The 21,210-nt window shown below is 60.4% G+C and carries 22 protein-coding genes and 1 pseudogene; 11 read left to right on the top strand and 12 right to left on the bottom strand.

Features of this window, described 5'->3' with window-relative positions:
- The first annotated feature begins 186 nt into the window (after window positions 1-186).
- On the top strand, window positions 187-501 hold the full coding sequence (locus C8K61_RS24285) for a hypothetical protein (protein ID WP_108099054.1): 315 nt from the start codon (window positions 187-189) through the stop codon (window positions 499-501).
- Window positions 502-608: 107 nt separating this feature from the next.
- Window positions 609-794 (top strand): PA3371 family protein, encoded by a 186-nt coding sequence (locus C8K61_RS24290; RefSeq protein ID WP_146174331.1) that lies wholly within the window; start codon window positions 609-611, stop codon window positions 792-794.
- A 259-nt stretch (window positions 795-1,053) separates the two neighbouring features.
- Here C8K61_RS24290 and C8K61_RS24295 read toward each other — a convergent pair whose 3' ends face one another.
- Window positions 1,054-2,838, bottom strand: a complete 1,785-nt coding sequence (locus C8K61_RS24295) for a KinB sensor domain-containing domain (protein WP_108099058.1) — start codon at window positions 2,836-2,838, stop codon at window positions 1,054-1,056.
- Window positions 2,835-4,181, bottom strand: coding sequence for a sigma-54-dependent response regulator transcription factor AlgB (algB, locus tag C8K61_RS24300; protein ID WP_108099060.1), 1,347 nt, complete (start codon window positions 4,179-4,181; stop codon window positions 2,835-2,837). Before algB ends, C8K61_RS24295 begins: the two co-directional genes overlap by 4 nt.
- A gap of 234 nt (window positions 4,182-4,415) precedes the next feature.
- Between algB and C8K61_RS24305 the strand changes: the two genes are divergently transcribed.
- Together C8K61_RS24305 and C8K61_RS24310 are read left to right on the top strand one after the other, a co-directional pair.
- Entirely contained in the window at window positions 4,416-4,850 is a 435-nt protein-coding gene (locus C8K61_RS24305; protein ID WP_108099062.1) for a PA2169 family four-helix-bundle protein, read from the top strand.
- Window positions 4,851-5,044: 194 nt separating this feature from the next.
- Complete coding sequence (locus C8K61_RS24310) at window positions 5,045-5,209, top strand: DUF1328 domain-containing protein (protein ID WP_108099064.1); 165 nt, start codon at window positions 5,045-5,047, stop codon at window positions 5,207-5,209.
- Between the two features lie 149 nt (window positions 5,210-5,358).
- On the opposite strand, the gene C8K61_RS24315 is transcribed toward C8K61_RS24310, so the two are convergent.
- Window positions 5,359-6,015 carry a DUF3313 domain-containing protein gene (locus C8K61_RS24315; RefSeq protein WP_108099066.1) on the bottom strand — a complete coding sequence of 219 codons (657 nt, stop codon included), beginning with the start codon at window positions 6,013-6,015 and terminating at the stop codon, window positions 5,359-5,361.
- A gap of 184 nt (window positions 6,016-6,199) precedes the next feature.
- Here C8K61_RS24315 and C8K61_RS24320 point away from each other — a divergent pair, with 184 nt between their 5' ends.
- The 3 genes and pseudogenes from C8K61_RS24320 (at window position 6,200) to C8K61_RS24325 (ending at window position 9,198) form a co-directional block, all read left to right on the top strand.
- Complete coding sequence (locus C8K61_RS24320) at window positions 6,200-7,429, top strand: nucleoside recognition domain-containing protein (RefSeq protein ID WP_108099068.1); 1,230 nt, start codon at window positions 6,200-6,202, stop codon at window positions 7,427-7,429.
- 158 nt (window positions 7,430-7,587) lie between these two features.
- Window positions 7,588-8,115 (top strand): annotated as a pseudogene (locus C8K61_RS27370) (MCP four helix bundle domain-containing protein); the annotation flags it as partial.
- A 24-nt stretch (window positions 8,116-8,139) separates the two neighbouring features.
- Window positions 8,140-9,198: a methyl-accepting chemotaxis protein gene (locus C8K61_RS24325; RefSeq protein ID WP_371920026.1), complete on the top strand. Its 1,059-nt coding sequence runs from the start codon at window positions 8,140-8,142 to the stop codon at window positions 9,196-9,198.
- Window positions 9,199-9,342: 144 nt separating this feature from the next.
- Here C8K61_RS24325 and C8K61_RS24330 read toward each other — a convergent pair whose 3' ends face one another.
- Window positions 9,343-9,636: a GIY-YIG nuclease family protein gene (locus C8K61_RS24330; RefSeq protein ID WP_108099072.1), complete on the bottom strand. Its 294-nt coding sequence runs from the start codon at window positions 9,634-9,636 to the stop codon at window positions 9,343-9,345.
- A 288-nt stretch (window positions 9,637-9,924) separates the two neighbouring features.
- Window positions 9,925-10,938, bottom strand: a complete 1,014-nt coding sequence (locus C8K61_RS24335; RefSeq protein ID WP_108099074.1) for a DUF5924 family protein — start codon at window positions 10,936-10,938, stop codon at window positions 9,925-9,927.
- A 249-nt stretch (window positions 10,939-11,187) separates the two neighbouring features.
- On the opposite strand from C8K61_RS24335, the gene C8K61_RS24340 reads away from it, so the two are divergent.
- The 4 genes from C8K61_RS24340 to C8K61_RS24355 all read left to right on the top strand — a co-directional run bounded on the left by C8K61_RS24340 (window position 11,188) and on the right by C8K61_RS24355 (window position 14,706).
- Complete coding sequence (locus C8K61_RS24340; RefSeq protein ID WP_108099076.1) at window positions 11,188-12,114, top strand: bile acid:sodium symporter family protein; 927 nt, start codon at window positions 11,188-11,190, stop codon at window positions 12,112-12,114.
- Complete coding sequence (locus tag C8K61_RS24345) at window positions 12,102-13,052, top strand: SDR family oxidoreductase (protein ID WP_108099078.1); 951 nt, start codon at window positions 12,102-12,104, stop codon at window positions 13,050-13,052. Before C8K61_RS24340 ends, C8K61_RS24345 begins: the two co-directional genes overlap by 13 nt.
- Window positions 13,053-13,660: 608 nt before the next feature.
- A complete protein-coding gene (locus C8K61_RS24350) occupies window positions 13,661-14,125 on the top strand; it encodes a mobile mystery protein A (RefSeq protein ID WP_108099080.1) in 465 nt (154 codons plus the stop codon).
- On the top strand, window positions 14,104-14,706 hold the full coding sequence (locus tag C8K61_RS24355) for a mobile mystery protein B (protein WP_108099082.1): 603 nt from the start codon (window positions 14,104-14,106) through the stop codon (window positions 14,704-14,706). Before C8K61_RS24350 ends, C8K61_RS24355 begins: the two co-directional genes overlap by 22 nt.
- An 11-nt stretch (window positions 14,707-14,717) precedes the next feature.
- Here C8K61_RS24355 and C8K61_RS24360 read toward each other — a convergent pair whose 3' ends face one another.
- The 7 genes from C8K61_RS24360 to C8K61_RS24390 all read right to left on the bottom strand — a co-directional run bounded on the left by C8K61_RS24360 (window position 14,718) and on the right by C8K61_RS24390 (window position 21,119).
- The gene (locus C8K61_RS24360) at window positions 14,718-16,109 is read right to left on the bottom strand and encodes a lysozyme inhibitor LprI family protein (RefSeq protein WP_158272540.1); all 1,392 of its coding nucleotides are present in this window, start codon (window positions 16,107-16,109) and stop codon (window positions 14,718-14,720) included.
- A 64-nt stretch (window positions 16,110-16,173) separates the two neighbouring features.
- Window positions 16,174-16,428: a hypothetical protein gene (locus C8K61_RS24365; protein ID WP_108099086.1), complete on the bottom strand. Its 255-nt coding sequence runs from the start codon at window positions 16,426-16,428 to the stop codon at window positions 16,174-16,176.
- On the bottom strand, window positions 16,425-16,853 hold the full coding sequence (locus C8K61_RS24370; RefSeq protein ID WP_108099088.1) for a DUF1493 family protein: 429 nt from the start codon (window positions 16,851-16,853) through the stop codon (window positions 16,425-16,427). Before C8K61_RS24370 ends, C8K61_RS24365 begins: the two co-directional genes overlap by 4 nt.
- Before the next feature lie 218 nt (window positions 16,854-17,071).
- A complete protein-coding gene (locus C8K61_RS24375) occupies window positions 17,072-17,533 on the bottom strand; it encodes a hypothetical protein (RefSeq protein WP_108099090.1) in 462 nt (153 codons plus the stop codon).
- The gene (locus C8K61_RS24380) at window positions 17,530-18,294 is read right to left on the bottom strand and encodes a hypothetical protein (RefSeq protein WP_108099091.1); all 765 of its coding nucleotides are present in this window, start codon (window positions 18,292-18,294) and stop codon (window positions 17,530-17,532) included. The genes C8K61_RS24375 and C8K61_RS24380 overlap by 4 nt, the downstream gene beginning before the upstream one ends.
- Before the next feature lie 54 nt (window positions 18,295-18,348).
- Window positions 18,349-19,371 (bottom strand): AraC family transcriptional regulator, encoded by a 1,023-nt coding sequence (locus C8K61_RS24385; RefSeq protein ID WP_108099093.1) that lies wholly within the window; start codon window positions 19,369-19,371, stop codon window positions 18,349-18,351.
- A gap of 41 nt (window positions 19,372-19,412) precedes the next feature.
- A complete protein-coding gene (locus C8K61_RS24390; protein ID WP_108099095.1) occupies window positions 19,413-21,119 on the bottom strand; it encodes a Na/Pi cotransporter family protein in 1,707 nt (568 codons plus the stop codon).
- Between the last annotated feature and the right edge of the window lie 91 nt (window positions 21,120-21,210).

Consider the following 21,210-nt stretch of genomic DNA (forward strand, 5'->3'; position numbering starts at 1 on the left):
CACTGTTGGCGATAAACGGTCGTGCAAATTGCAATCCTGCAAAATGCCCGGTCGTGCAATGTGCAACCGGGTCGCTCGAATTTGTTTTGTAAGTTGTTGATTTATAAGGAATAAAAATCACATTTTAATTGGCACGACGCCTGCAATTTCAGATACAAGAATCTGATCTGCGATGGAGTCGCCGCCATGAACACCGTACTGAACCTGCTGAGTGCCGCTGCTGTGGTTGTCGCTGGTGCTTATGCTGCCGCTACTACCCCTGCACCCGCTGCTGTTGCTGTTCAGTCTGTGACCAAGGCCAGCCATTCCGAGCTGCTGAACAAGCCGCTCACCGAGCCGCAGTGGGCGGAAAGCCCGTTTATGCAGCCTGAGCCGCAAATGGCCAGCAATCAGGCGGCACCTGCCGGTGATGTGTTGCGCGGGGCGCAGTGGCAGAACGTCAGTGACGACCTGGAAACGGCCCACGCGCCTAAGCCTGAAAATCAGCGCTGGACCTTCTGATTTCCCTTTTTTGTGGATGCTGACCGACGAACGTCAGGGCGTGTGTGTGCCTGGCTGTCACATGGGTCGGGTTAGTTAGTGTGTGGTTGAGTGTGAGGATGGATGCCATGTCTAAAGCCGCGATGGTCTTGCTGGTGTTGGCGTTTGTTTGTTGTGGGGTGGTGTTGTATGCGCCGCTGAGCAACATGGTGGTGATCGGGATGTTGAAGCTGGCGACAGGGTTGCTGGTGGGGATGTTTGTAGTGGCATTGGCGATGGGGCGGCGGATCAAGTTTGATCCGGTCCTGCGCTGATTAGGTTTTCACGGTTGTTCTGATTTACCGCGTGCGCTGGGCGTTTTGTTTCGCGCCTTTCACGGCGATTCTGCTCGGCGTTCGCCCACGGGGCGGGTAGAGCAACAGTCACATCAAGATCAAAAAATCAAAAGCCCCTCTCCCCAACCCTCTCCCGTAAACGGGAGAGGGGGTTGATCGAGTTGGATTGAGGCCTTTCGTCACCCCTCTCCCGCTTTCGGGAGAGGGGCTGGGGGAGAGGGTAAAGGTGTTGCAGGGGCTAAATCGGCAACGCCATGTAGAACTGTGAGCCTTTGCCTGGGCGCGAATACACGCTGATCCGCCCGCCGTGCAGTTGCACGATCTCTTTGCACAGGGCCAGGCCCAGGCCGGCGCCGCCTTTGCGTTTGCCGATCTGTACGAAGGGTTCGAAAATCCGTGCCTGTTGGCTGAAGTCGATGCCCTCGCCGTAGTCCTGCACGCTGATGATCAGACGCTCGCCGTGACGGCGGGCTTGCACCTGGATTTCACTGCCGCTGATGCTGTGGCGCAGAGCGTTGCCGAGCAGGTTGTCGAGCACCCGTTCGATCTGCTGACGGTCGATGTTCACTTGGGTCAGCGGTTCCAGCACTTCGACCACGATGTTGATTTCACGCTCGCTGGCTTTGGCGGCAAAACGCTGCTGGGTTTTTTCGATCAGCTCGTGCAGGTCGCACGGGGCACGTTCGAGTTTCTGCAGGCCGTTCTGGTAGCGGGAGAAGTTCAGCAGGTCGGTGATCAGCTGCACCAGGCGCGCCATCTCTTCGTCAACGGTGCGAATCAGGTCGGCCTCGCGTGATTCCGCGCCGAATTTCAACCGCTCCTGGAGCAGGCTGAAGGCCATGTGCATGCCGGTGACCGGGGTGCGCAGTTCGTGGGAGGCGCGCAGGACGAATTCCATGCGGATACGTTCGAACGCGCGTTGCTCGGTGACATCGCGCAGCACCATCACCGCGCCCACGGGGCGGCCGTCGGTGTGGTGCACCGGAGTCAGGGCCCAGGCCAGCAGGCGCCTCTCGCCGGCGGTTTCGATCAGTAGGTCTTCGGGAATCTGCTCCAGCTGTTTGCCGCTGAGCACCAGGCGCACCGCATCGTCCAGCTCCGGGCGATTGATCACCGCGCCGAAACTTTTGCCCAGCAGGTCGTGTTCCCAGAACAGTTGGCGGATGGCCACCGGGTTGGCATGTTCGATATGGCCGTGGGTGTCGATGATCACCAGGCCATCGTCGATGCTGTCGAGCACTGCCTGCAGGCGCTTCTGGCTGGCCATCAAGGCTTCGACGTCGGTTTCCTTGAGCTGGCGCAGGGCTTCGGCCATCAACCCGAAGCGACGGCTGAGGGAGGCCATTTCGCTGACAGAGGACACCGGTAAGGTCACCTCGAAATCGCCTTGACCAATCTTGTCGGCGGCAGCTGCCAGCGCCTCGATCGGGGTACCGAAGCGGCGCGCGATGCTTTGTGCGGTGAGCACGCCGATCAGCAGCACGGCAGCGCCGAGCAGGCTCAGCAACAGGGCAATCAGCTTGGCCCGATCACGCGCCTGGGCTTCGGCCATGCTGACGTTGTTGATCGCCACCTGTTGCACTTCCAGCATCTGTTTACGCACCAGGTTGAAGGCCTGGCTGACGGTATTGTCGTTGTTGATGTCGCCGCTGGCCGGGTCGGCCTTGTCGAGGATGGTGAGGAACTCGCCGTAGACCTTTTCGATGCGTTCGAAGCCTTCACGGTCGCGGCGGTTTTCCAGGTCCAGGCTTTCTTCCAGAAGGGCACGGAACTGCGCTTGCGAGGCGCGCAGCGCGGTCATGTCCGGCTTCTCGCGCAGCATGATGGTCAACTGGTCGCCAAAGCTGGTGCGCAGGCGCTGGCTGAGGTCGATGGTGGCGAAGCTGTTCTGGATCAGGCCTTCCTGGGTCTGGGCCATGTGTAACACGCTGACCACCCCCAGCAGCAGGCCCAGCAACGCCACGGTGATCAGTGCCGAAAAGCTCAGGAAGAACCGCGTTCGCAGGGTCATGGCTGGCTTCATAGGTTGTACTGTTTACGTTTGCGGTACAGGGTCGAGGCATCAATGCCCAGGGTTTTGGCGGCCGCATCCAGGGTTTCGCTGGTGGCCAGTACGGCGGCGATATGGGCTTTTTCCAGGTCTTCCAGGCTGAGGTCAGCGCCCACGCGGGGGGCGTTGTTGCTGGCCGGTGCGGTCAGGCCCAGGTGGCTGAGGTCCACCAGCTCCTGCGGGCAGATGATGCTGGCGCGCTCGATGACGTTGCGCAGTTCGCGGATGTTGCCCGGCCAACGGTAATCCAGCAGTGCGTTGCGGGCTTCGTCGGTAAAGGCCCGGGCCGGGCGCGCGTAGTCTTTGACGAAGCGGGCGAGGAAGCGGTCGGCGAGCATCAGCACATCGTCGGCGCGTTCGCGCAGCGGTGGCAGCTTGAGAGTGATGACATTGAGGCGGTACAGCAGGTCTTCGCGGAACTTGCCCTCGCGGACCATGGCGTCCAGATCAAGGTTGGTCGCCGCAACAATGCGCACATCGGCGCGGCGGGTCACCGGGTCGCCGACCCGTTCGTATTCCTTGTCCTGAATAAAGCGCAGCAGCTTCGGTTGCAGGCTCAGCGGGAAGTCGCCGATCTCATCGAGAAACAGCGTGCCGCCGTCGGCCTGGCTGACCCGCCCAAGGGTGCTTTCGCTGGCGCCGGTAAAGGCCCCGCGGCTGTGGCCGAACAGCTCGCTTTCCATCAGCTCGGCAGTCAGCGACGGGCAGTTGATGGTCACCGAGCCTTTCTTCGAGCGCTGGCTCCAGCCGTGGATGGCGCGGGCCAGTTCGCCCTTGCCGGTGCCGGACTCGCCGAGAATCAGAATGTTGGCGTCGGTGCCGGCCACCTGCCGGGCGGTTTCCAGCACGGCCATCATCGCCGGGCTGTGGGAGTCGAGGTCATCGCCGGGTTTGCGGGCCTGGCCTTCCAACTGTTCCAGGCGCGCGGCCAGGGAGCGGATTTCCAATTGCTTGGAGGCGACCATGCGCAGTTGGTCGGGGCTGCAGGGTTTCACCAGGTAATCGCTGGCGCCGGCCTGCATGGCGTCTACGGCGGTGTCGATGGCGGAGTGAGCGGTGACAATGATCACCCGCATCCACGGCGCCTGCAGGCGCATCTGCGCGAGCACGTCGAGGCCGTTGTCTTCTCCCAGGCGCAGGTCCAGCAGGCACAGGTCGAAGACCTGGCGTTGCAGCAGGGTATCGGCCTGCATGGCGCTGGTGGCGGTGGCCACGGTGTAGCCCTCGTCTTCCAGGCAATAGCGGAAGGTACGCAGGATTGCCGACTCATCGTCGACCAACAAAATACGGCCACTTTTCGGGCTGGAAGCTTCCATGGTTGTTCTCAGATCGGTTGCAGTGAGCGTTAGTCACGGAAAGTACAGGCAAGTTCGTGCAACTTGCACGGTGGATTTATACCCATCCTGCAAGCTGCATGGCCATATTTACCGGTTCGCATACTTAAGTAATTGTTTTTAAACGACTAAAAATCATTTTAAAAGCTGGCATAGGCCTTGCGATATCCCTCTCAACCCGGCCAAGAACGGCCCCCTACAAGAGAGGAAATCGTCATGAGCAGTCGCACCAGCCAACTGAACGAATTGATCGAAATCACCCGAGACGGCCAGCGCTTCTATGAGCACGCCATCACCGAGGTCAAAGACCCACAACTGCAGGCCCTGTTTCGCGATATGTCGCAAGCCAAGATCCAAGTGATTCAGGCACTGGCGGTAAAAGTCGCGGCCAACCACGAAACCCCCGCTCAAGGCGGCACCGTGATGGGCAAACTGCGCCAGGTGTATGCCGACACCAAAGCGAGCATGACCAAAGACGAAGGCGCCGCCTACGTGGCTGAACTGGAAGACACCGAAGACCGCATCCTGCATGCCTTCGAAGACGCCATGGAAGACGCTGATCCGGACGTGCGTGCCGCCCTGGCGGTAGAGATGCCGAAAGTACGTGCTTGCCACGACCGTATGCGTGAACTGAAACACGCTCTGAAGTAAGCCTGCTGCGGCCAGGGATTGGCCGGGGCTCCGGCCTTGCGCAGGTTTTGTTCTAACCAGGTACAGGTTTGTTTTTTAACCGCAAGACACCGAGCAAAGGAACCTGAACCAAGCCGCCAGGCCTCGGTTCCAACCCAGTAAGGGTTCCTGACAAACAGGGGCTAGAACCCTAACCAAATGTAAGGAGAGACATCATGTTGAGTTGGGCCGTTACCTTCCTGATCATCGCCATCGTTGCAGCTGTTCTGGGCTTTGGTGGTATTGCGGGCACCGCAACCGGCATCGCGAAAATTCTCTTTGTCGTGTTCCTGGTGATGTTTATCGTCTCGCTGATCTTCGGCCGTCGCGGTCGAGTCTGACGTCGTTCAGCACCACGCAAAACGCCCTCACAAGAGGGCGTTTTTTTGTGCGCGATTTCCAGGTTGGTGTAGGGCGGATATCCCCACCTGGGATATCCGCCGCTACCTCAAACGGTGAACCGGCGGATACCCGCACGCGGGTATTCGCCCTACGGTTTGAAGTTACGCGCGTCCTTGGCCCACACGTCCAGCACGGGCTTCAGGTCCTTGACCGTCAACTGAGTGCTGTCGTTTTCCAGCGACAGCCCGGTGCCTTTGCGCACGATTTCGGCCACCGGTTTGCTGGTGGCGCCATCCAGGGCCTGCATCTCTACATAGATATCGGTGGATTCGTCACGGGTGCCGGCTGCGGTGTTGGCCGCGGCCAGTACCAGCGCAATTGGAATCACCTCGTAGAACTTCAGGCCTTCGGCCGATACGTCCACGGCGGTGATCGCCGAGCGCAACACCAAGGTGTCAGCGTCCGGCTGGGTGACGATGCGCAGGCGCCCGGCGAGCTCACGTTGCATGGCTTGTTGCAGGTAGTCGGAGATGTCGTTCAGCGATTTCTGGCTGACCTGATCGGTAGGGGTGGGCTTGGGGTAGAACTGTGGCTTTTCCACCAGCACCGAGCTGTAGTGATTCAGATCCAGCCCCGGCTTCACCCACCGCAACACCGGCGCGCCGCTGGCCGACGTGGCGGGCTTGAGAATCGAGTAGTCCGAGAGAAAGCCCGAATACTGCTCTGGCTTGGTGGTGGAACTGGAGCAGCCGGCGAGCAGCAGGCTGGTGGTAACGGCAAAGCTGGCAAGTAACTTTATAGTCATCCATGAAGCTCCCAATGGCTGAAATAGACCGGTTCTACGCCGGCACTTAGTGCATAGCGATTTCAGCCTAGACGATAAAAATGACTGTGCAGCGTCCATCGCCACCGCGAGCTAAAACTCTGGGTTTGGTGGCAATGCCACCAGCAGCGCCGCTATCATCCGCGGCACATCAAGAGGACACACCATGCTCAACGGCTTGTGGCTGAGCTTTTTTATCGTGGCTGCCGTGGCGGCGTTGGGGCAGTGGCTGGTCGGCGGCAACGCCGGGGTATTTGCTGCCATGGTCGAAAGCCTGTTCGCCATGGCCAAGCTGTCGGTGGAGGTGATGGTGCTGCTGTTTGGCACCCTGACGTTGTGGTTGGGTTTTTTACGCATTGCCGAGAAAGCCGGCCTGGTCGATGTGCTGGCGCGGCTGCTCGGCCCGCTGTTTGCCCGCCTGATGCCCGACGTGCCTCGTGGTCATCCTTCCCTGGGGCTGGTGACCCTGAGTTTCACTGCCAACGGCCTGGGCCTGGACAACGCGGCCACGCCGATTGGCCTCAAGGCGATGAAGTCGCTGCAGGAACTCAACCCCAGCAGCACCGACGCCAGCAACGCGCAAATTCTGTTCATGGTGATGAACGCCTCGTCCTTTGTGCTGCTGCCGGTGTCGATCTTCATGTACCGCGCGCAAGCCGGCGCCACCGACCCTGCCCTGGTGTTTCTGCCGATTCTGCTGGCCAACGCGATTTCCAGTTTCAGCGCCTTGCTGGCGGTGGCCTTTATGCAGCGCCTGAAACTCACTGACCCGGTGGTGCTCGCCTGGTTTGGCGGCGCCGCCTTGTTGCTCGGCACCTTTATGGCGGTGCTAGCAGGCCTATCGGCCACCGCCTTGACGGCGCTGTCGTCACTGTTGGGCAACCTCACGTTGTTTGGCTTGATCCTCAGCTTTGTGCTGATGGGCGCGATCAGGCGTGTGCCGGTTTACGAGAGCTTTATCGAGGGCGCCAAAGAAGGTTTCGAGGTGGCCAGGAACCTGCTGCCTTACCTGGTCGCCATGCTCTGCGCCGTTGGTGTGCTACGCGCCTCGGGGGCGCTTGATGCGTTGCTCGCCGGTATTCGCTGGTGCGTCGAAGGCCTGGGCTGGGACAGCCGCTTCGTTGATGCGCTGCCCACCGGGCTGGTCAAACCCTTCTCCGGCAGCGCGGCGCGGGCCATGCTGATCGAAACCATGCAGAGCAAAGGCGTCGACAGCTTCCCCGCTCTGGTCGCGGCGACCATGCAGGGCAGCACAGAAACCACCTTCTATGTGCTGGCGGTGTACTTCGGCTCGGTGGGCATCCAGCGCGCGCGGCATGCCGTCGGTTGTGCGCTGTTCGCCGACTTCGTTGGCGTGGTCGCCTCAATCGGCGTCTGCTACTGGTTCTTCGGCTAACGCTTTTCGTAGGAGCGGCTTCAGCCGCGAGCTTTTAAAATCTAAAGCTCGCGGCTAAAGCCCCTCCCACACTGATTCACGCCCGCACACATTCACCGTGCACGTGCCCGCCCACTGTCTAGACTCAACGAACCCCCTTGGTATTTCTGGAGTTCGCCATGTCTTTGCGTTCCGTGAGTGTGGGCCTGCGTAATTTCATCGGTTTTGGCGCATTGACCCTGTGCTTGTTGATCACCGGCGGCGTGGCCTTGAGCGAGCTGTCCAGTCTCAAAGGCAATCTGCTGGAAGTGAAAGATGTGTGGATGAGCGGCCTCGACCTGATGGCCAAGATCAAGTCCGACCGCCAGTTGATGCGCCTGGACGAAAACGAGATCACCGCCCAGCCCAGCGAATTGAGCGCGCTGACCAGTGAGATCCGCACCATCGAGCAGCGGGTGCGCGGTTACGACAAGGAATACGAAGGCACCATCATCCTTGATGAAGACCGTCGCCTGTTTGGCACCTACCAGGAAAAAAGCGCCGCCTATGAGAAGGCCCTTGACGCCGTGCTCAGCGGCCTGGGCACTGGCAGTGTGGCACCGGCAGTCGCCAGCCAATCGGAGCAAAGCTTCGATGCCCTGATCAGCGCCCTCGACGCCCTGATCGCCCTCAACAACCGCGGCGCCACCGATGCCGGCCAGCGCGCCGAAGCCAGCGCCAACAACGCCACCATCACCTTCAGCGTGATTTTGCTGGCCAGCTTGATCTTCACCATCTTTGCTGCCGTGCTGCTCAGTCGCAGCATCACCCGGCCGTTGGCGATGCTCGCCGCCTCCGCCGAACGCATAGCCTCGGGCGACCTGACCCAGCCGGTAGTCGCCGACGGCGCCGATGAAGTCACCCAGGTGCAACGCTCCCTGGGCGGCATGCAGGGCACCCTGCGCGAGACCTTGCTGAACATCCAGAACTCCGCCACCCAGTTGGCCTCTGCGGCCGAGGAGTTGCACGCAGTCACCGACGATTCGTCGCGCGGCATCACCCGTCAGAACGATGAAATTCAAATGGCCGCCACGGCGGTTACCGAGATGTCCGCTGCCGTGGACGAGGTGGCGCGCAACGCCAACCACACCTCCGACTCCTCCCGCGAAGCCCAGGAAACCGCCCAGGCTGGCCGCGAACAAGTGAGCAGCACACGCAGCACCATCGAACAGCTCACCGAGCGCCTGAACATCACCTCCACCACCATCGCCACCCTGGCCGACGAAGCCATCGCCATTGGCCGCGTGCTGGAAGTGATCCGTACCATCGCCGAACAGACCAACCTGCTGGCCCTCAACGCCGCCATCGAGGCCGCCCGCGCTGGCGACCAAGGCCGCGGTTTTGCCGTGGTCGCTGACGAAGTGCGCGCCCTGGCGCAACGCACCCAGACCAGCACCCAGGAAATCGAACGGATGATCAGCGCCATCCAGAGCGCCAGCCAGCAATCGGTCAGCGCCATGGCACAAAGCAGCGAATACGCCGGCCGCAGCCAGATCATGGCCAGCCAGGCGGACAGCGCCCTGGCACTGATTGCCGAGCGGGTGAATCAGATCAACGACATGAATCTGGTGATCGCCAGCGCCGCCGAAGAGCAAGCCAGCGTGGCCCGCGAAGTGGACAGAAACCTGGTGGCCATCCGCGACATCGCCGAACAGAACGCCACCGGGGCGCATGAGACGTCGGTGGCCAGTGATCAATTGGCGAAATTGGCCAGCGATTTGAATGGGATGGTGCAGCGATTTCGGCTCTGACCGGAATTCACCCTCCTTCGACCGTCGTCCCAGCGCAGGCTGGGACCCAGAATTTCGCGGTGAGCGCCAGGTCGATTCTGGATTCCGAAGCGTCGGACTGCAGCCTGCTGCTGGAATGACGAAGGTGGTTGAAGTTCAGCGTCGCTAGCCCACCAGCTCACCCCACAAATCCACCCAGCGTGGATTCCGTGCTTCGATCAAACTCACCTTCCACTGTCGTTTCCACCACTTGAGCTGCTTCTCTCGAGCGATAGCACTCTGCATGTCTCCATGCACTTCGTAATACACCAGCGTATGAACCCCATAGGTCTGGCTAAAACCAGGCACACAGTCATTGCGATGCTGCCAAATGCGTTGGATAGGGTTGGAGGTGACGCCGATATAGAGCGTGCCGTTCTTGTGGCTGGCGAGAATGTAGACCGTGGGCGTCCGTGCCATGCGCTGCCTTCCGTTGGCTGTGAGTAATGCTCACACGCTAGAGAGGCAGATGCTGTTTCGAAGTCACCTGAATCGTTTGGCTGGACGGAGTTTTCTGAAGTTTATCGTCGTCTCAGCTCGGGCTGGGACCTGGTAAGCCGGATTGCACGGTGATTGTCCGGGCAATTCTGGATTCCAGCCTGCGCTGGAATGACGGAGTTTTTTTGAAGTTCGCCGTCGTCCCAGCGCAGGCTGGGACCCAGAATTCAGGATCAAACCTCGTTTAGCACACGAACGCCACGGAATGAATTACGGCGTCACCTCAAACCGCAGTACCCCAATCACCTGGCCATCCTCGGTCAACACCCGCACTTCCCAATCCCCCGCCACGTCCTGGGGGAAGTTCTGTTTGTGGGTCCACGAGCGGTAACCCTTCTTGCGTCCGCCGCTGATGTCCAGGGCGATGCGGTCCATCTCTTCGCCGTTGTGCCGCCACACGTGGTAGATGCGCTCGGCCAGGCCGCGGGGGGCGTTGATCGCGGTGTAGGCGTAGATGCCTTTGGTGCGCAGGTCGGTGGCGGTCATGGTGCTGAGGCTTTCACCGGGGGAGCGGTTGAAGTCGTCCAGCTCGGTGGTCACCGCCACTTCGGTCAGCCATAACGTGGCCGGCGGCACCCAGGAGCGGAACAGCCAACCGGCACCACCAAGGGCCAGGGTCAGCACGATCAATGCCAGGCCACGCCACCAGCGCTGCACCGGAAAGGTCACCAACAAGCTGGGGAACGACAGCGCCACGGCAATGCCCAGGGCCAGTTTGTAACTCTGCGCGGTGGTCAGGTGCAGGATGATCGGCAGGGCAGTGAGTAGCGCAGCGAACAGGGTCAGCGTGTGCATCGCCAGGTACAGCCAACGGCGCGGCGCCAGCCACTTGTTGTAGATCGGGTCGATGATGGTCACCAGCCCGGCGCAGGCCAGCAGGCCAGTGAAAAATAACTGGCCGCTGTTCCAGGTGGTGGTGATGATAAAAAACGGCAGCACGAAGAACAGGCTTTCCTGGTGGATCATCTGGGTCAGATAACGCACCAGCGGCTGCGGCAGCTCACGCCCGAACAGGCGGGCGAACACCCGGGTGAACAGGCTTTCCAGGGTCAGCCACAACCAACTCACCAACAACATCACCGCAATCGGCGTGGCCAGCCGCGCCTGGCGGTCGACCAGAATGAAGCTACAGATACCGGAAATGAAACCGAACGCCGCCACCACCCCTGGGTAGCGTTGCAGCAGGGCGATTACGGCAAGAGCGCGGGTTTTCCAGATCAGCATCAAGGCAGTGAGTCGGCAGGTAGAAAGTAGGTGCGCAGGATACGGGTGAGCCTCTCAAGGGTCCATGTTCCATCGCGCTAAATGTGGGAGTGCGCGGCGCGCGATACGTTGCGCCTACCCGATCAACTGCACATGCGCTATAGCTGTTGGCGCAAATGGCCACAGCCGCTGTCGGGCTCTGCCACTGTTGCCCTCCTGCCTGCGCCTTACAGTGCTGCGGGCTAAAACAAAAAGAAAAGGCCCGTTTTTATGAACTACGACGCGAGTTCCCAACTGATCCTCGGCCTGGTGCTGGCGGCGCTGATTTTCGGCGTGTCGCTGGAGCTGCGCCTGGAGCAATTTCGCGCGGTGCTGCGCCACCCGCAACCGGTACTCGCCGGCATGCTCGGGCAATGCCTGCTGCTGCCCTGGCTGACCCTGCTGGTAACCCTGATGGTCGACCTCAACCCCGGCCTGGAACTGGGCTTGCTGCTGGTCGCCTGCTGCCCCGGCGGTAACCTCTCCAACGTCATGACCCACCTGGCCCGCGGCAACACCGCGCTGTCGATGAGCATGACCGCGCTGTCCAGCCTGCTGGCGCTGGTGCTGCTGCCCCTCAACTTCGCCCTCACCAGCTCGTGCAACCCCGAAGCTTCGGCCTACCTGGCCGAACGCCTGAGCACCCTGCACGTCGACCACATGAGCATCATCCTCAACCTCCTATGGCTGCTCGGCCTGCCGCTGGTGCTGGGCATGCTGGTGGGCAACCTGTGGCCGCACGTGGCCGAACGCATCATGCCCTGGTTCAAACGCTTCGCCCTGCTGGCCTTCGCCTTCTTTGTGATTGGCGCCCTGGCCAACAACTGGAAAATGTTTACCGCCTCCCTCGGCCTGGTGCTGGTGTTGGTGGTGCTGCACAACGCCAGCGCCATCGTGCTCGGCTGGCTGATGGCCAAACTCGCCCGTCAGCGCGGCGCCAACCTGCGCGCCATGGTCATCGAGATTTCCATGCACAACTCCGGGCTCGCCCTGGGGCTGATCTTTTCCCAATTCGGTGGCGAGCCGAACATGGCCCTGGTGGCCGCACTGTGGGGCACCTGGCACCTGGTCAGCGGCTTGGCCCTGGTGATGTTCTGGCGCAATCGTCCGCTGGCTGTTTCTTCCACCTCCAAGGAGCCGCAAGCATGCGCGTCCTGATTACCGGCGCTGCAGGTTTTATTGGCCAGCAACTGCTCAACGAACTGGCAGTTCAGCACCCCAAGTGGACCCTGATCGCCGCCGACATCCGCCCGCAAACCAAGCAGGGCCTGAAAATGAACGTCGAGCCGGTGCTGCTCGACATCAGCCAACACAACCAGGTGCTCGAATGTGTGGCCGCCTGGAAGCCTGACGCCATCGTCCACCTGGCCTCGGTGGTCACCCCGCCGCGCGGCATGAGCGATGATCAACTGCACGCCATCGACGTCGGCGGCACCCGCTCCATCGTCGAAGCAGCGCTGGCCAACAAGGTGCAGCAACTGATCGTCACCAGCTCCGGCGCCGCCTACGGCTACTTCCCGGAAAACGCCGAATGGATCGACGAAAACGACCCCCTGCGCGGCCATGACCATTTCGCCTACGCCAAACACAAACGCGAAGTGGAAGTGCTGCTGGCCAACACCCGCCGCCATCACCCCGAGCTTAAACAACTGGTATTGCGCCCCGGCACCATCCTCGGCAAACGGGTCAACAACCAGATCACCGACATGTTCAAAAAGCGCGCGGTGCTCGGCATCAAAGGCAGCGACAGCCGCTTCGTATTCATCTGGGACCAGGACGTGATCGCCATCATCCGCCAGGGCCTGGACAGTGGCGCGCAAGGCATCTACAACCTGGCCGGCGACGGCGCCCTGAGCCTGCAAGAAATCGCCGGCATCCTCGGCAAACCCTACCGCCCTTTACCGGCCGGCCTGATCAGCGGCGCCCTGCGCATTCTCAAACCGTTGGGGTTGAGCCAGTACGGCCCGGAGCAGCTGGACTTCTTGCGCTACCGGCCAGTGCTTAACAACCGGCGGTTAAAGGAGGAGTTCGGCTACCAGCCGCGGTATACCAGTCGGGAGGCGTTTATGGCGTTTCTGGAAGCGCGTAACGGCTGATGTCTGCGCGTAGTCCAAAAATATCGAGGCTGAAGCCTCTCCCACAGGGTTCTGTGATTGCAGGTGGGAGCGGCGTTAGCCTTGATGCTTTGTCTTCTCGAATTCTCCAGCCGCGTAAGCTACAACTCTCCACTCCGCCCGCCGTAGCCGACAGCTTGCCATCTGCACAGAACCCTACAGTTCGACGGCGCTGAATACTCAGCGAGCCGGTTTGGTCGCCGGACACTAAGGGCGCATGAGCGCCAAAAGCCCATGAGACTGCAGTCGTGCAAATCCTCAGCGAAATGGCTCAGGCTTTGGACAAGGCCTGCAGAGGTGGCGGGACTGGCTGGCGTGAATCCCAGCCGTAAGACGGTTGATCGAGTACGTGAAGAACAAGGGGGGGCAGGTCCCCTTGTTTTTAAGATGCTGGGAGTGGCCAGGCGATGCGGTTAAGCCTCTAACTTCGAAAATTGTATGCACATAGGCATACATTATCTTATATTTCGATCGCCTATAGGCGTACAAATAGTAAAATGTTGCGTGCCTATAAGCACTCATATTGGTGTATTTTGATTACCTGTAGGCGATCAATTTCAGTTTGCCGATTTGTTCAGCGGGCACCCGTCATGCAAAATCCTTCGTTATCCAAATTACGCGTCCACCAGGTACAACGGGCCATTGAGCCCTTTATGCCGATGCAAGGCATGCTCAAACCTCGTGGCGGGTGGCTGCGTGCGATCAGAGAAGCACTGGGTCGTTCGGTGCGCATTCAAGCCGCGCGGATAGGCATTTCACCCTCCACATTGCAAAAATCTGAGGTCTCAGAGGCGGACGACAGGATCACACTGGGGCAACTCAGAAAGCTGGCAAGTGGGCTGGACTGTGAGCTGGTTTATGCGCTTGTGCCGCGGCAGCCTTTGCAGGCCATGGTTGAAGAGCGAGCAGATCAGTTGGCCAGGGCAGAGGTCATGAGCGTTGCGCATACCATGGCGCTGGAGGACCAGCGCCCGTCGGACAGCTTTCTCGAGCGCAAAGTGGCTGATCGACGTCAGGAGCTGCTGGCGGGCTCATGGTCGCGTTTGTGGCGGTAAGCAGTGAGATCAAGGCTGGGCAGACACCATTGGACGCAGACGAAGCGTCCGGGCTTTTGCCGGCTCACATCAGCACCCAAGGTGAGCTGGATGAGTGGGAGGCAGAAAATATCCACAACGCGCAGCAATGGCTGTTGCGGCAGAAGACTGTCGATGTACTCAGCGACCATTTCTGCCGCGAGTTACACAAACGGATGTTCTGCGACACTTGGAAATGGGCCGGCACCTTTCGCAAAACCGGGAAAAACATTGGTTGTGAATGGACCCAGATTGGTGTGCAACTTCGGCAACTAATGGGCAACGTGAATTACTGGTTGGAGCAGGGTGTATTTCCGCTGGACGAAGTCGCCACTCGTTTTCACCACCAGTTGGTCTGGATTCATCCGTTCGCCAATGGCAATGGCCGGCATGCGCGACTGATGGCGGATGTGCTGTTGCGCCAGAACCAAGGGCAAGATTTTTCCTGGGGCAGCAGCGTCAACCTGGTGCCCGCCAACGAGACGCGCAAGCGCTACATCGATGCCCTGCGAGCTGCTGATGCAGGGGACTACCAGCCACTTCTTATCTTCGTACGCAGTTAAAACTGCACACCTCAAAACGTCTCCCCCAGCCGCCGCATCACACAAACCTCTTCCGTTCCCTCAGCCGTCGGCTTAACCAACAAAATGTCCTTGGCCCGATTAGCAGGGTCCAGCAGCAGGTAAGTCTTGCCCCCCTCAAACAGCACCAGCGCGTGCTGGTAAACGAAGGCCAGAACGCCTTTTGCCCTGGCCTCATCCGGCGCATGGGGGTCGAACGGTGTGGTGAGAATGCCCGGCTGTTCACGGGCCAGGACGCTGCCGTCGAAGTAGTGGTTGTCTTGTTCCAGGCGGTAGACGGTGCCGACCTGGCCGCTGTTGTCGAGGTCGAACCGGGCCTGCTCGACTTCGCCGCGGGTGGAGAGGGTGACATCGTCGCCTTCGTTTGGCTTCGGCACCTTGAGGGCCTGCCACACCGGGGTCTTGACCTCGGCGGGCACGTTCAACGGGTAGCGGGTATTGGCCGCGACCAGGCGCTCACACAAGGGTTTCAGCTGCGCGTTGCTACTGATCAGGCTGAGCGAGCCGAGCACCGGTTGAGCGCTGCCCTGGGTGGGGTATTCGTCCTGGTCGATGGGCGCGTCGGAGCTGAAGCGGATGTGTTTGCAGCCGTCGTTGCCGGCCTGGCCGGGGGCGTCGTTGAGCAGCGAAGAATCGGCAGCGCTGGGCAACACGCAGTAATCGGTGCCGTCGGGACGTAGGGTCATGGTCTTGAGCAGCGGTTCATTGCAGGTTTCGGCGTAGGCCAGGCCGGCGATGGCTTTGCGTTGATCGACCCAGACACTCAAGCGGGTTTCCGGCGCCGCGCCGCAGCGGCCATAGGCTTGTGCGGGCGAGCCGTTGCCTGTTTTCACGCGGATGGTCTGGCCGCTGGCGAGGGGGCAGTCGGCCCAGGCGGTGCTCAGCGTGCCACGTCCTTGCAGGGTGTTGGCGAGGATGCTCATGGGCAGATTCGGGTCGGGGAAGGCGAGCTGTACCGAGTCGGCGTTGCAGGTCAGTAGCACCTGATTGAAATACACCGTGCCGCCGGTGCGCAGGCGTATGGCGTAGTCGTTGGCGCCGCTTTCTTCCTCGGGTGCCGCCCGCAGTTCGGCCAGGCGCTGTTGGTACTGCTTGAGCAAACAGGCATTCAAACCCTCGCTGCTGCAGGCCTGGTTGCGGCTCTTCAGCCAGGCCCGTTGCGCGTTGCCGAGCGCTGCTTTGCTGGCGGGGTCGGCTTCCAAAGCAGCGCGATAGCGGGCGGCCAGTTGCATATCGGCCTCAGCCAGCAGCGGGTCGGTGCAGATCGCGGTTTCCACCGGGCTGAGTTTGCCGGTGCAGAGAAAACTGGGGGCGGCCTGGACAGGGGTGGCGAGATATAGAAGTGGAAGCAAAGCAAGGAGGGCGGGGCACAGCTTACTGCTCATGGGTGTTGCTTCCTTTGGCGGCGAGCGGCAATTCTGAAACACAAAGGCGAGCTTTGTCCCACGCTTAGCCGCCCTTTTTCGCCGTAAGAAACGCATGCCATTGAAACGCCTCGTAGCTGACGTAGGTCGCCGCCACCAACCAAACAACCGCGAACAGAAAAGCGGCTAGCCAGAGACTAAAGCGCTTTTGCTTGGGTGCTTGGCCTGGGTAGAAAAAAGCCTTGCGGCCAGCCAGCAATGAAAGAGCGCCAAACAGGAGTGCGATAGCAGTAAAGAACCAGTGGAAATAGGAGGCGTAGAGATCGCTAAGCCAGGTCATTTTGCTTGTCTTGTGCTGAGTTGAGTGGACTGTTCATATGCCCAACTACCGGACTTGGCGCTCAAATAGAGGTGTTCCAACGTTACAGGTTTGAACGAGATTTTATTCGCGAACAGTTGCCAGAGCGCACAATCAAATCGTCGCATGAATCGGATAAGTGTGTGTTTGGACGGGGCAGCGACTCGCGAGAGATATGCAAGCATCTCGGCAGATCCCTCGGCCGGAAAGTGATCGGAAAAAACGAAGCCCGACAAATCAACGTTAAATTGCTCTGAGAACCGCTCAATAAACTCACTGGCGTCGTCGCCAAGTAGCTTTAAGTCTTCTGCCAAACGGGTGCTCAGTGTAATCGCGCGCTGGTACTCAGGGAATTCAGATTTTGCGAAGGTATAGATATCCTCAGGGGTGAGTTGATGCTGTGGCATTTTTACTCCTAAGTCTGGATATCAACTACGAAGTTAGTTGAGCCAGAAAGTGACGAGCTAATTCATCAAGGTTAATTAGAGTAGGAGGATAAAGCTGTCTTTTATAGGGTTCCAAAAGCAGCAAAGACCACATTTTTCAGGACCTTGAAACACGTTGTATTTACCTGTTTCCGGAAGTTTTTATTCGAGACTAGAATGCGCATTCGCAGCCTTCGGATTTACTCATAATCTGCTGAAGATGGAATGTGTGAAATTTCATTTCCGTCGGCGTTGAAATACCGGTTAAGGCTGTATTCGTCTTCCGGGTTGTCAGGAATGGAAAAGCCCATCTTCAGCCCATGCGCAAAATAATCGGTGCGCTCAATCTTGCATCGCTCATTGAGGGTGTTTGAAACCCTCCATATCTCGATATTCGAAACTGGGTCGCGCGCTTCTGACTCAAGCAAAGCCCCGGTCTGGGCAAAAGTGTTTTCTATGACTGACAGTACTTTATGGTCGACATCCATAACGACACCGGAAAGGCAACGGCCCTCACCATCGTATTCGTAAGTCCATTCACGAAATACCTCGCCAGCGGCGTTTTTGAGTATTCGTCTGATCAAATCACCACGCGTTGAGGTGATGGTTATTTCGATGGGGTACTCACCGGCGCCATGTTGTTCGGTTTCGACGCGAATCATATTTTTCCCCCGTTGGACTTCTCGGAATCCACGGCAGGTTGAGTATTAACCAGCCTTTTTTCATATTCACCCACCGCCCGTTCCACATCCGTAACGGCTTTATTCCCTGTTGCGTACTGCTGCATCACTTTTGCCAGCGTTACCAGGCTGTGCATGTCCGTATCTGCATCCGGGCTCCATGTCGACCCACTCAATACTCCATAACCGTGTACCCGCATCGAAAAGGTAAAGGTGGTGCCGTCCAAGCCGAGCTCGGGTTCTACGGGTTGCCTTGCCGACAGCAGCGCGGACTTCCAGACGCTGGAGATGCGTTTTGCCAATTCTGCATCGACGGGGACAGACGCTATGTCCAGCGGGACGTCCCGATAGCTTCCGGGCAATTGCGCACGCTGTGATTTGTAGTCGGACTCCTCTATCAGGTAGCTATACGGCTCGTCTCGTTGCGCGGCTTCGTAGGACTCCACGTCCACATAGCCCCAGATACTCTGACGTGCGGCAGCCACCACCACTTCGTCTTTACCGTCTCGACTTCTAATGCCGACCACCTGCTCCGGCTTGAAGGAAGGAGTAATCAAAACTGCCAGCTTAAGGTCTCGTTCCTGGTAGATCGGGTGAAAGACTTGGCTGAGCATACGTTGGTAGAGGTCGGGTTCTACAACGTATGAAGTATTTGGCTGCAGGTGGTCGTTGGTAGCAGCGGCGTGGCGCCCGCTGAGCAGCAGTAGAGCAATGGCTAAAAATGTGCGAGTGGTGTGTTTCATTTTTGCCTCCATGCAAAAAGTAGTGTGGTGACCCTTCAGCCCGACGGTTGTGCCTCAGCCCTTCCCCCGCAACCGATACTCCCCCGGCGTCAACCCCGTCCAATTCCTGAACGCGCGAAAAAACACGCTCGGTTCCGAATACCCCAGCAACAGCGCAATCTCCGCCGCAGGCAGTTGCCCATCGTCGAGGTAACGTTCGGCCAATTGCTGGCGGGTATCGCTGAGCAGTTGTTGATAGCTGCTGCCTTCGTCGGCGAGGCGGCGTTGCAGGGTGCGTTCGCTGAGGTTGAGGGTGCGGGCGAGTTCGGCGCGGTCGGGTTCGCCGTGGGCCAGTTGGGCGCCGAGCAGGGTGACGACGCGGGCGACGAGGCCTTCGCTGGGCAGGCGGGCGAGGAGGGCTTCGGCGTGTTGGCGCAGGAGGGTTTGCAGCGGTGGGTTGGCTTGAATCAGCGCGGCGCTGCGCAATTCCAGGGGCAGCACCAGGCTGTAGTCGCTGGCGCCGAAGGCCAGGGGGCAGCCGAAGGCTTCGCTATAGGGGCTGAGGTCGCCGGGTTGCGGGTGGGCGAATTCGGCGCGCAGCAGGCGGTAGTGGCTGACCAGCGGGGCCATCATTTGCACCCAGAACACCATCAGTGCCAGCACGCGGGTGCGGGTGGCGGGCGCGTGCGGGTGGACGGGGCGGTACAGCACGCGCAGCTCTGCGCCGTGTTCTTGCAGTTGCAGTTCGCCGCCTTCACCCACCAGGCGCTGGTAGCGCAAGGCGGCGGCCAGGGCCTCGCCGAGGGTGGCGCTGCTTTGCAGCAGGTAACCGAGCACGCTGAACGGGCCGGGGGCCAGGTTGGCGCCGATGGCCAGGCCCGGTTCGGACAGCGCCAGGCGCTCACACAGGGCTTGCCAGAGTTGTTCGTGGGCGCTGAAGGGAATGCGTGCGTCGGGGTCGCCGAGTTGGCTTTCGCTCAGGCCGCAGGCGGCGAGTAGTTCAGGGCGCGATACGCTCAGGCGCACGGCGGCATGCAGCACCGCTTGGGTGATGCTGGCGCTGACGGAGGCGTGGCGTGGGTCGATGGCGTTGGGCATGGCACAAGATTCTGCCCAAGCCGTCAGTTAAAAGACAGCGCTCAGCGCGCTGCCGGTTTGGCTTCGTGGCTGTCCAGCTCGGTGGCGTGCTGCTCGGCGGCCTCGGGGTGGTCGTCGTCGCCATCGGCCAGCGTGCCGTGTTCGTGGCTTTCCAGGGCGGCGTAGGCGCTGCTGCAGAACAGTGAGTTGAGGCGCTTCATGTCGGCAATCAGTTCCAGGTGCAGCGAGCTGGTTTCGATGCTTTGCACCACTTGGTGATGCAGGCGGTGCACATGGGCGTGGGCCATGCGCCGCTCTTGCGCGCGGAAGCGACGTTTTTCGCGCAGCAGTTGGCGGGCGCTGTGGGCGTCGCCGGACAGAAACACGCTGAGGCCCAGGCGCAGGTTGGCCACCAGTTGCTGGTGCATTTCGGTGAGTTCCTGCAGGCCGTTTTCCGAGAAGGAATGATGCTGCGCGGTCTTCTGGTTCTGCACTTTGCCGAGCATGCGTTCCAGCAGGTCGGCGGCTTGTTGCAGGTCGACGCTGAGCTCGATGATCTCCGCCCAGCGCCGGCGGTCATGGTCGCCGAGCGCTTCGCCGGGCACTTGTGCCAGGTACAGCTTCACCGCGCTGTACAGGGCGTCGACGTCATCGCCCAGGCGCCGCAGTTCCTTGGCGGCCAGCGGTTGCGGGCCGCGCAGTACGGCGAGGAAATGGCCGAGCATGGTTTCCACCAGGTCGCCGATGCGCAGGGTTTCGCGCACGGCGTTGTTCAGCGCCAGGCTCGGGGTGTCGAGGGCGGTCATGTCCAAGTGGCGGGGTTTGGCCACGCCGTTGTCGAGTTGGTGGTCGGGCAGCAGCCAGTTGCAGAAGCGCGCCATGACGTTGACGGTGGGCAGCATCAGCAGGCAGCGGCTGGTGTTGTAGGCCAGGTGGAAGCCGATCACCAGGGTTTGCGGGCTCATTTTCAGGGTGCTCAGCCAATGCACCAGCGGGTGGATAAACGGGCTGATGAGCAGCAGGCCGATGACTTTGTACAACAGGCTGCCGAGCGCCACGCGCCGGCCCGCTTCGGTCTGCATGCTGCTGCTTAGCAGGGCCAGAATGCCGCTGCCGATGTTGGCGCCAATCACAAGGCCGAGGGCCACGGGCAGGCTGATCAAACCGGCGCTGGCCATGGTCGCGGTGAGCAGCACGGCGGCCAGGCTGGAATAGGAAATCAGGGCGAACAGCGCGCCCACCAGGGCATCGAGCAGCACGTCGCCGGTCAGTGAGGAGAACAGCACTTTGATGCCGTGGGCTTCAGTGATCGGTAGCGCGGCACTGACGATCAGCTCCAGCGCCAGCACGATCAAACCCAGGCCGATAGCCACCCGCCCGAGCTGGCCGGCGCGGCTCTGTTTGCGTGAGAGAAAGAAGATCACCCCGAGGAAGATCAGCAGCGGCGACAGCCACGACAGGTCGAGGGTCAGCACCCGTGCCATCAGCGCGGTACCGACGTCGGCGCCGAGCATGATGGTCAGCGCCGGGGTCAGGGCCATCAAGCCCTGGCCAACGAAGGAGGTCACCAGCAGCGCGGTGGCATTGCTGCTTTGCACCAGCGCGGTCACACCGATGCCGGCGGCGAACGCCAGCGAGCGCGTGTTCATGTTGTGGCTGAGGACTTTGCGCAGTTGCGAGCCGTACACCCGCAGGATGCCGGTGCGCACGATATGGGTGCCCCAGATGAGCAGGGCGACGGCGGACAGCAGGTTGAGCAGGGTCAGCATAAGGCGGCCTCCCTGGCAGCGATTGTGAAGCTGGCGTGACACTAATGTTATGGGCAATGGACCGACCTGGCCCCTGACTCGTTCGATTTTT

The organism is Pseudomonas sp. GV071, assembly GCF_003050835.1.
In the GTDB taxonomy this organism is placed as follows: domain Bacteria; phylum Pseudomonadota; class Gammaproteobacteria; order Pseudomonadales; family Pseudomonadaceae; genus Aquipseudomonas.

What these genes read in the sequence shown, in the direction of transcription:
- C8K61_RS24335 (WP_108099074.1), bottom strand. Translation starts at nt 10,938, where the DNA reads ATGCTGATCTGGAAAACCCGCGCTCTTGCCGTAATCGCCCTGCTGCAA.
- C8K61_RS24340 (WP_108099076.1), top strand. Translation starts at nt 11,188, where the DNA reads ATGAACTACGACGCGAGTTCCCAACTGATCCTCGGCCTGGTGCTGGCG.
- C8K61_RS24350 (WP_108099080.1), top strand. Translation starts at nt 13,661, where the DNA reads ATGCAAAATCCTTCGTTATCCAAATTACGCGTCCACCAGGTACAACGG.
- C8K61_RS24290 (WP_146174331.1), top strand. Translation starts at nt 609, where the DNA reads ATGTCTAAAGCCGCGATGGTCTTGCTGGTGTTGGCGTTTGTTTGTTGT.
- C8K61_RS24375 (WP_108099090.1), bottom strand. Translation starts at nt 17,533, where the DNA reads ATGATTCGCGTCGAAACCGAACAACATGGCGCCGGTGAGTACCCCATC.
- C8K61_RS24370 (WP_108099088.1), bottom strand. Translation starts at nt 16,853, where the DNA reads ATGCCACAGCATCAACTCACCCCTGAGGATATCTATACCTTCGCAAAA.
- C8K61_RS24385 (WP_108099093.1), bottom strand. Translation starts at nt 19,371, where the DNA reads ATGCCCAACGCCATCGACCCACGCCACGCCTCCGTCAGCGCCAGCATC.
- C8K61_RS24305 (WP_108099062.1), top strand. Translation starts at nt 4,416, where the DNA reads ATGAGCAGTCGCACCAGCCAACTGAACGAATTGATCGAAATCACCCGA.
- C8K61_RS24355 (WP_108099082.1), top strand. Translation starts at nt 14,104, where the DNA reads ATGGTCGCGTTTGTGGCGGTAAGCAGTGAGATCAAGGCTGGGCAGACA.
- C8K61_RS24345 (WP_108099078.1), top strand. Translation starts at nt 12,102, where the DNA reads ATGCGCGTCCTGATTACCGGCGCTGCAGGTTTTATTGGCCAGCAACTG.
- C8K61_RS24310 (WP_108099064.1), top strand. Translation starts at nt 5,045, where the DNA reads ATGTTGAGTTGGGCCGTTACCTTCCTGATCATCGCCATCGTTGCAGCT.
- C8K61_RS24380 (WP_108099091.1), bottom strand. Translation starts at nt 18,294, where the DNA reads ATGAAACACACCACTCGCACATTTTTAGCCATTGCTCTACTGCTGCTC.
- C8K61_RS24365 (WP_108099086.1), bottom strand. Translation starts at nt 16,428, where the DNA reads ATGACCTGGCTTAGCGATCTCTACGCCTCCTATTTCCACTGGTTCTTT.
- C8K61_RS24360 (WP_158272540.1), bottom strand. Translation starts at nt 16,109, where the DNA reads ATGAGCAGTAAGCTGTGCCCCGCCCTCCTTGCTTTGCTTCCACTTCTA.
- C8K61_RS24315 (WP_108099066.1), bottom strand. Translation starts at nt 6,015, where the DNA reads ATGACTATAAAGTTACTTGCCAGCTTTGCCGTTACCACCAGCCTGCTG.
- C8K61_RS24390 (WP_108099095.1), bottom strand. Translation starts at nt 21,119, where the DNA reads ATGCTGACCCTGCTCAACCTGCTGTCCGCCGTCGCCCTGCTCATCTGG.
- algB (WP_108099060.1), bottom strand. Translation starts at nt 4,181, where the DNA reads ATGGAAGCTTCCAGCCCGAAAAGTGGCCGTATTTTGTTGGTCGACGAT.
- C8K61_RS24330 (WP_108099072.1), bottom strand. Translation starts at nt 9,636, where the DNA reads ATGGCACGGACGCCCACGGTCTACATTCTCGCCAGCCACAAGAACGGC.
- C8K61_RS24295 (WP_108099058.1), bottom strand. Translation starts at nt 2,838, where the DNA reads ATGAAGCCAGCCATGACCCTGCGAACGCGGTTCTTCCTGAGCTTTTCG.
- C8K61_RS24285 (WP_108099054.1), top strand. Translation starts at nt 187, where the DNA reads ATGAACACCGTACTGAACCTGCTGAGTGCCGCTGCTGTGGTTGTCGCT.
- C8K61_RS24320 (WP_108099068.1), top strand. Translation starts at nt 6,200, where the DNA reads ATGCTCAACGGCTTGTGGCTGAGCTTTTTTATCGTGGCTGCCGTGGCG.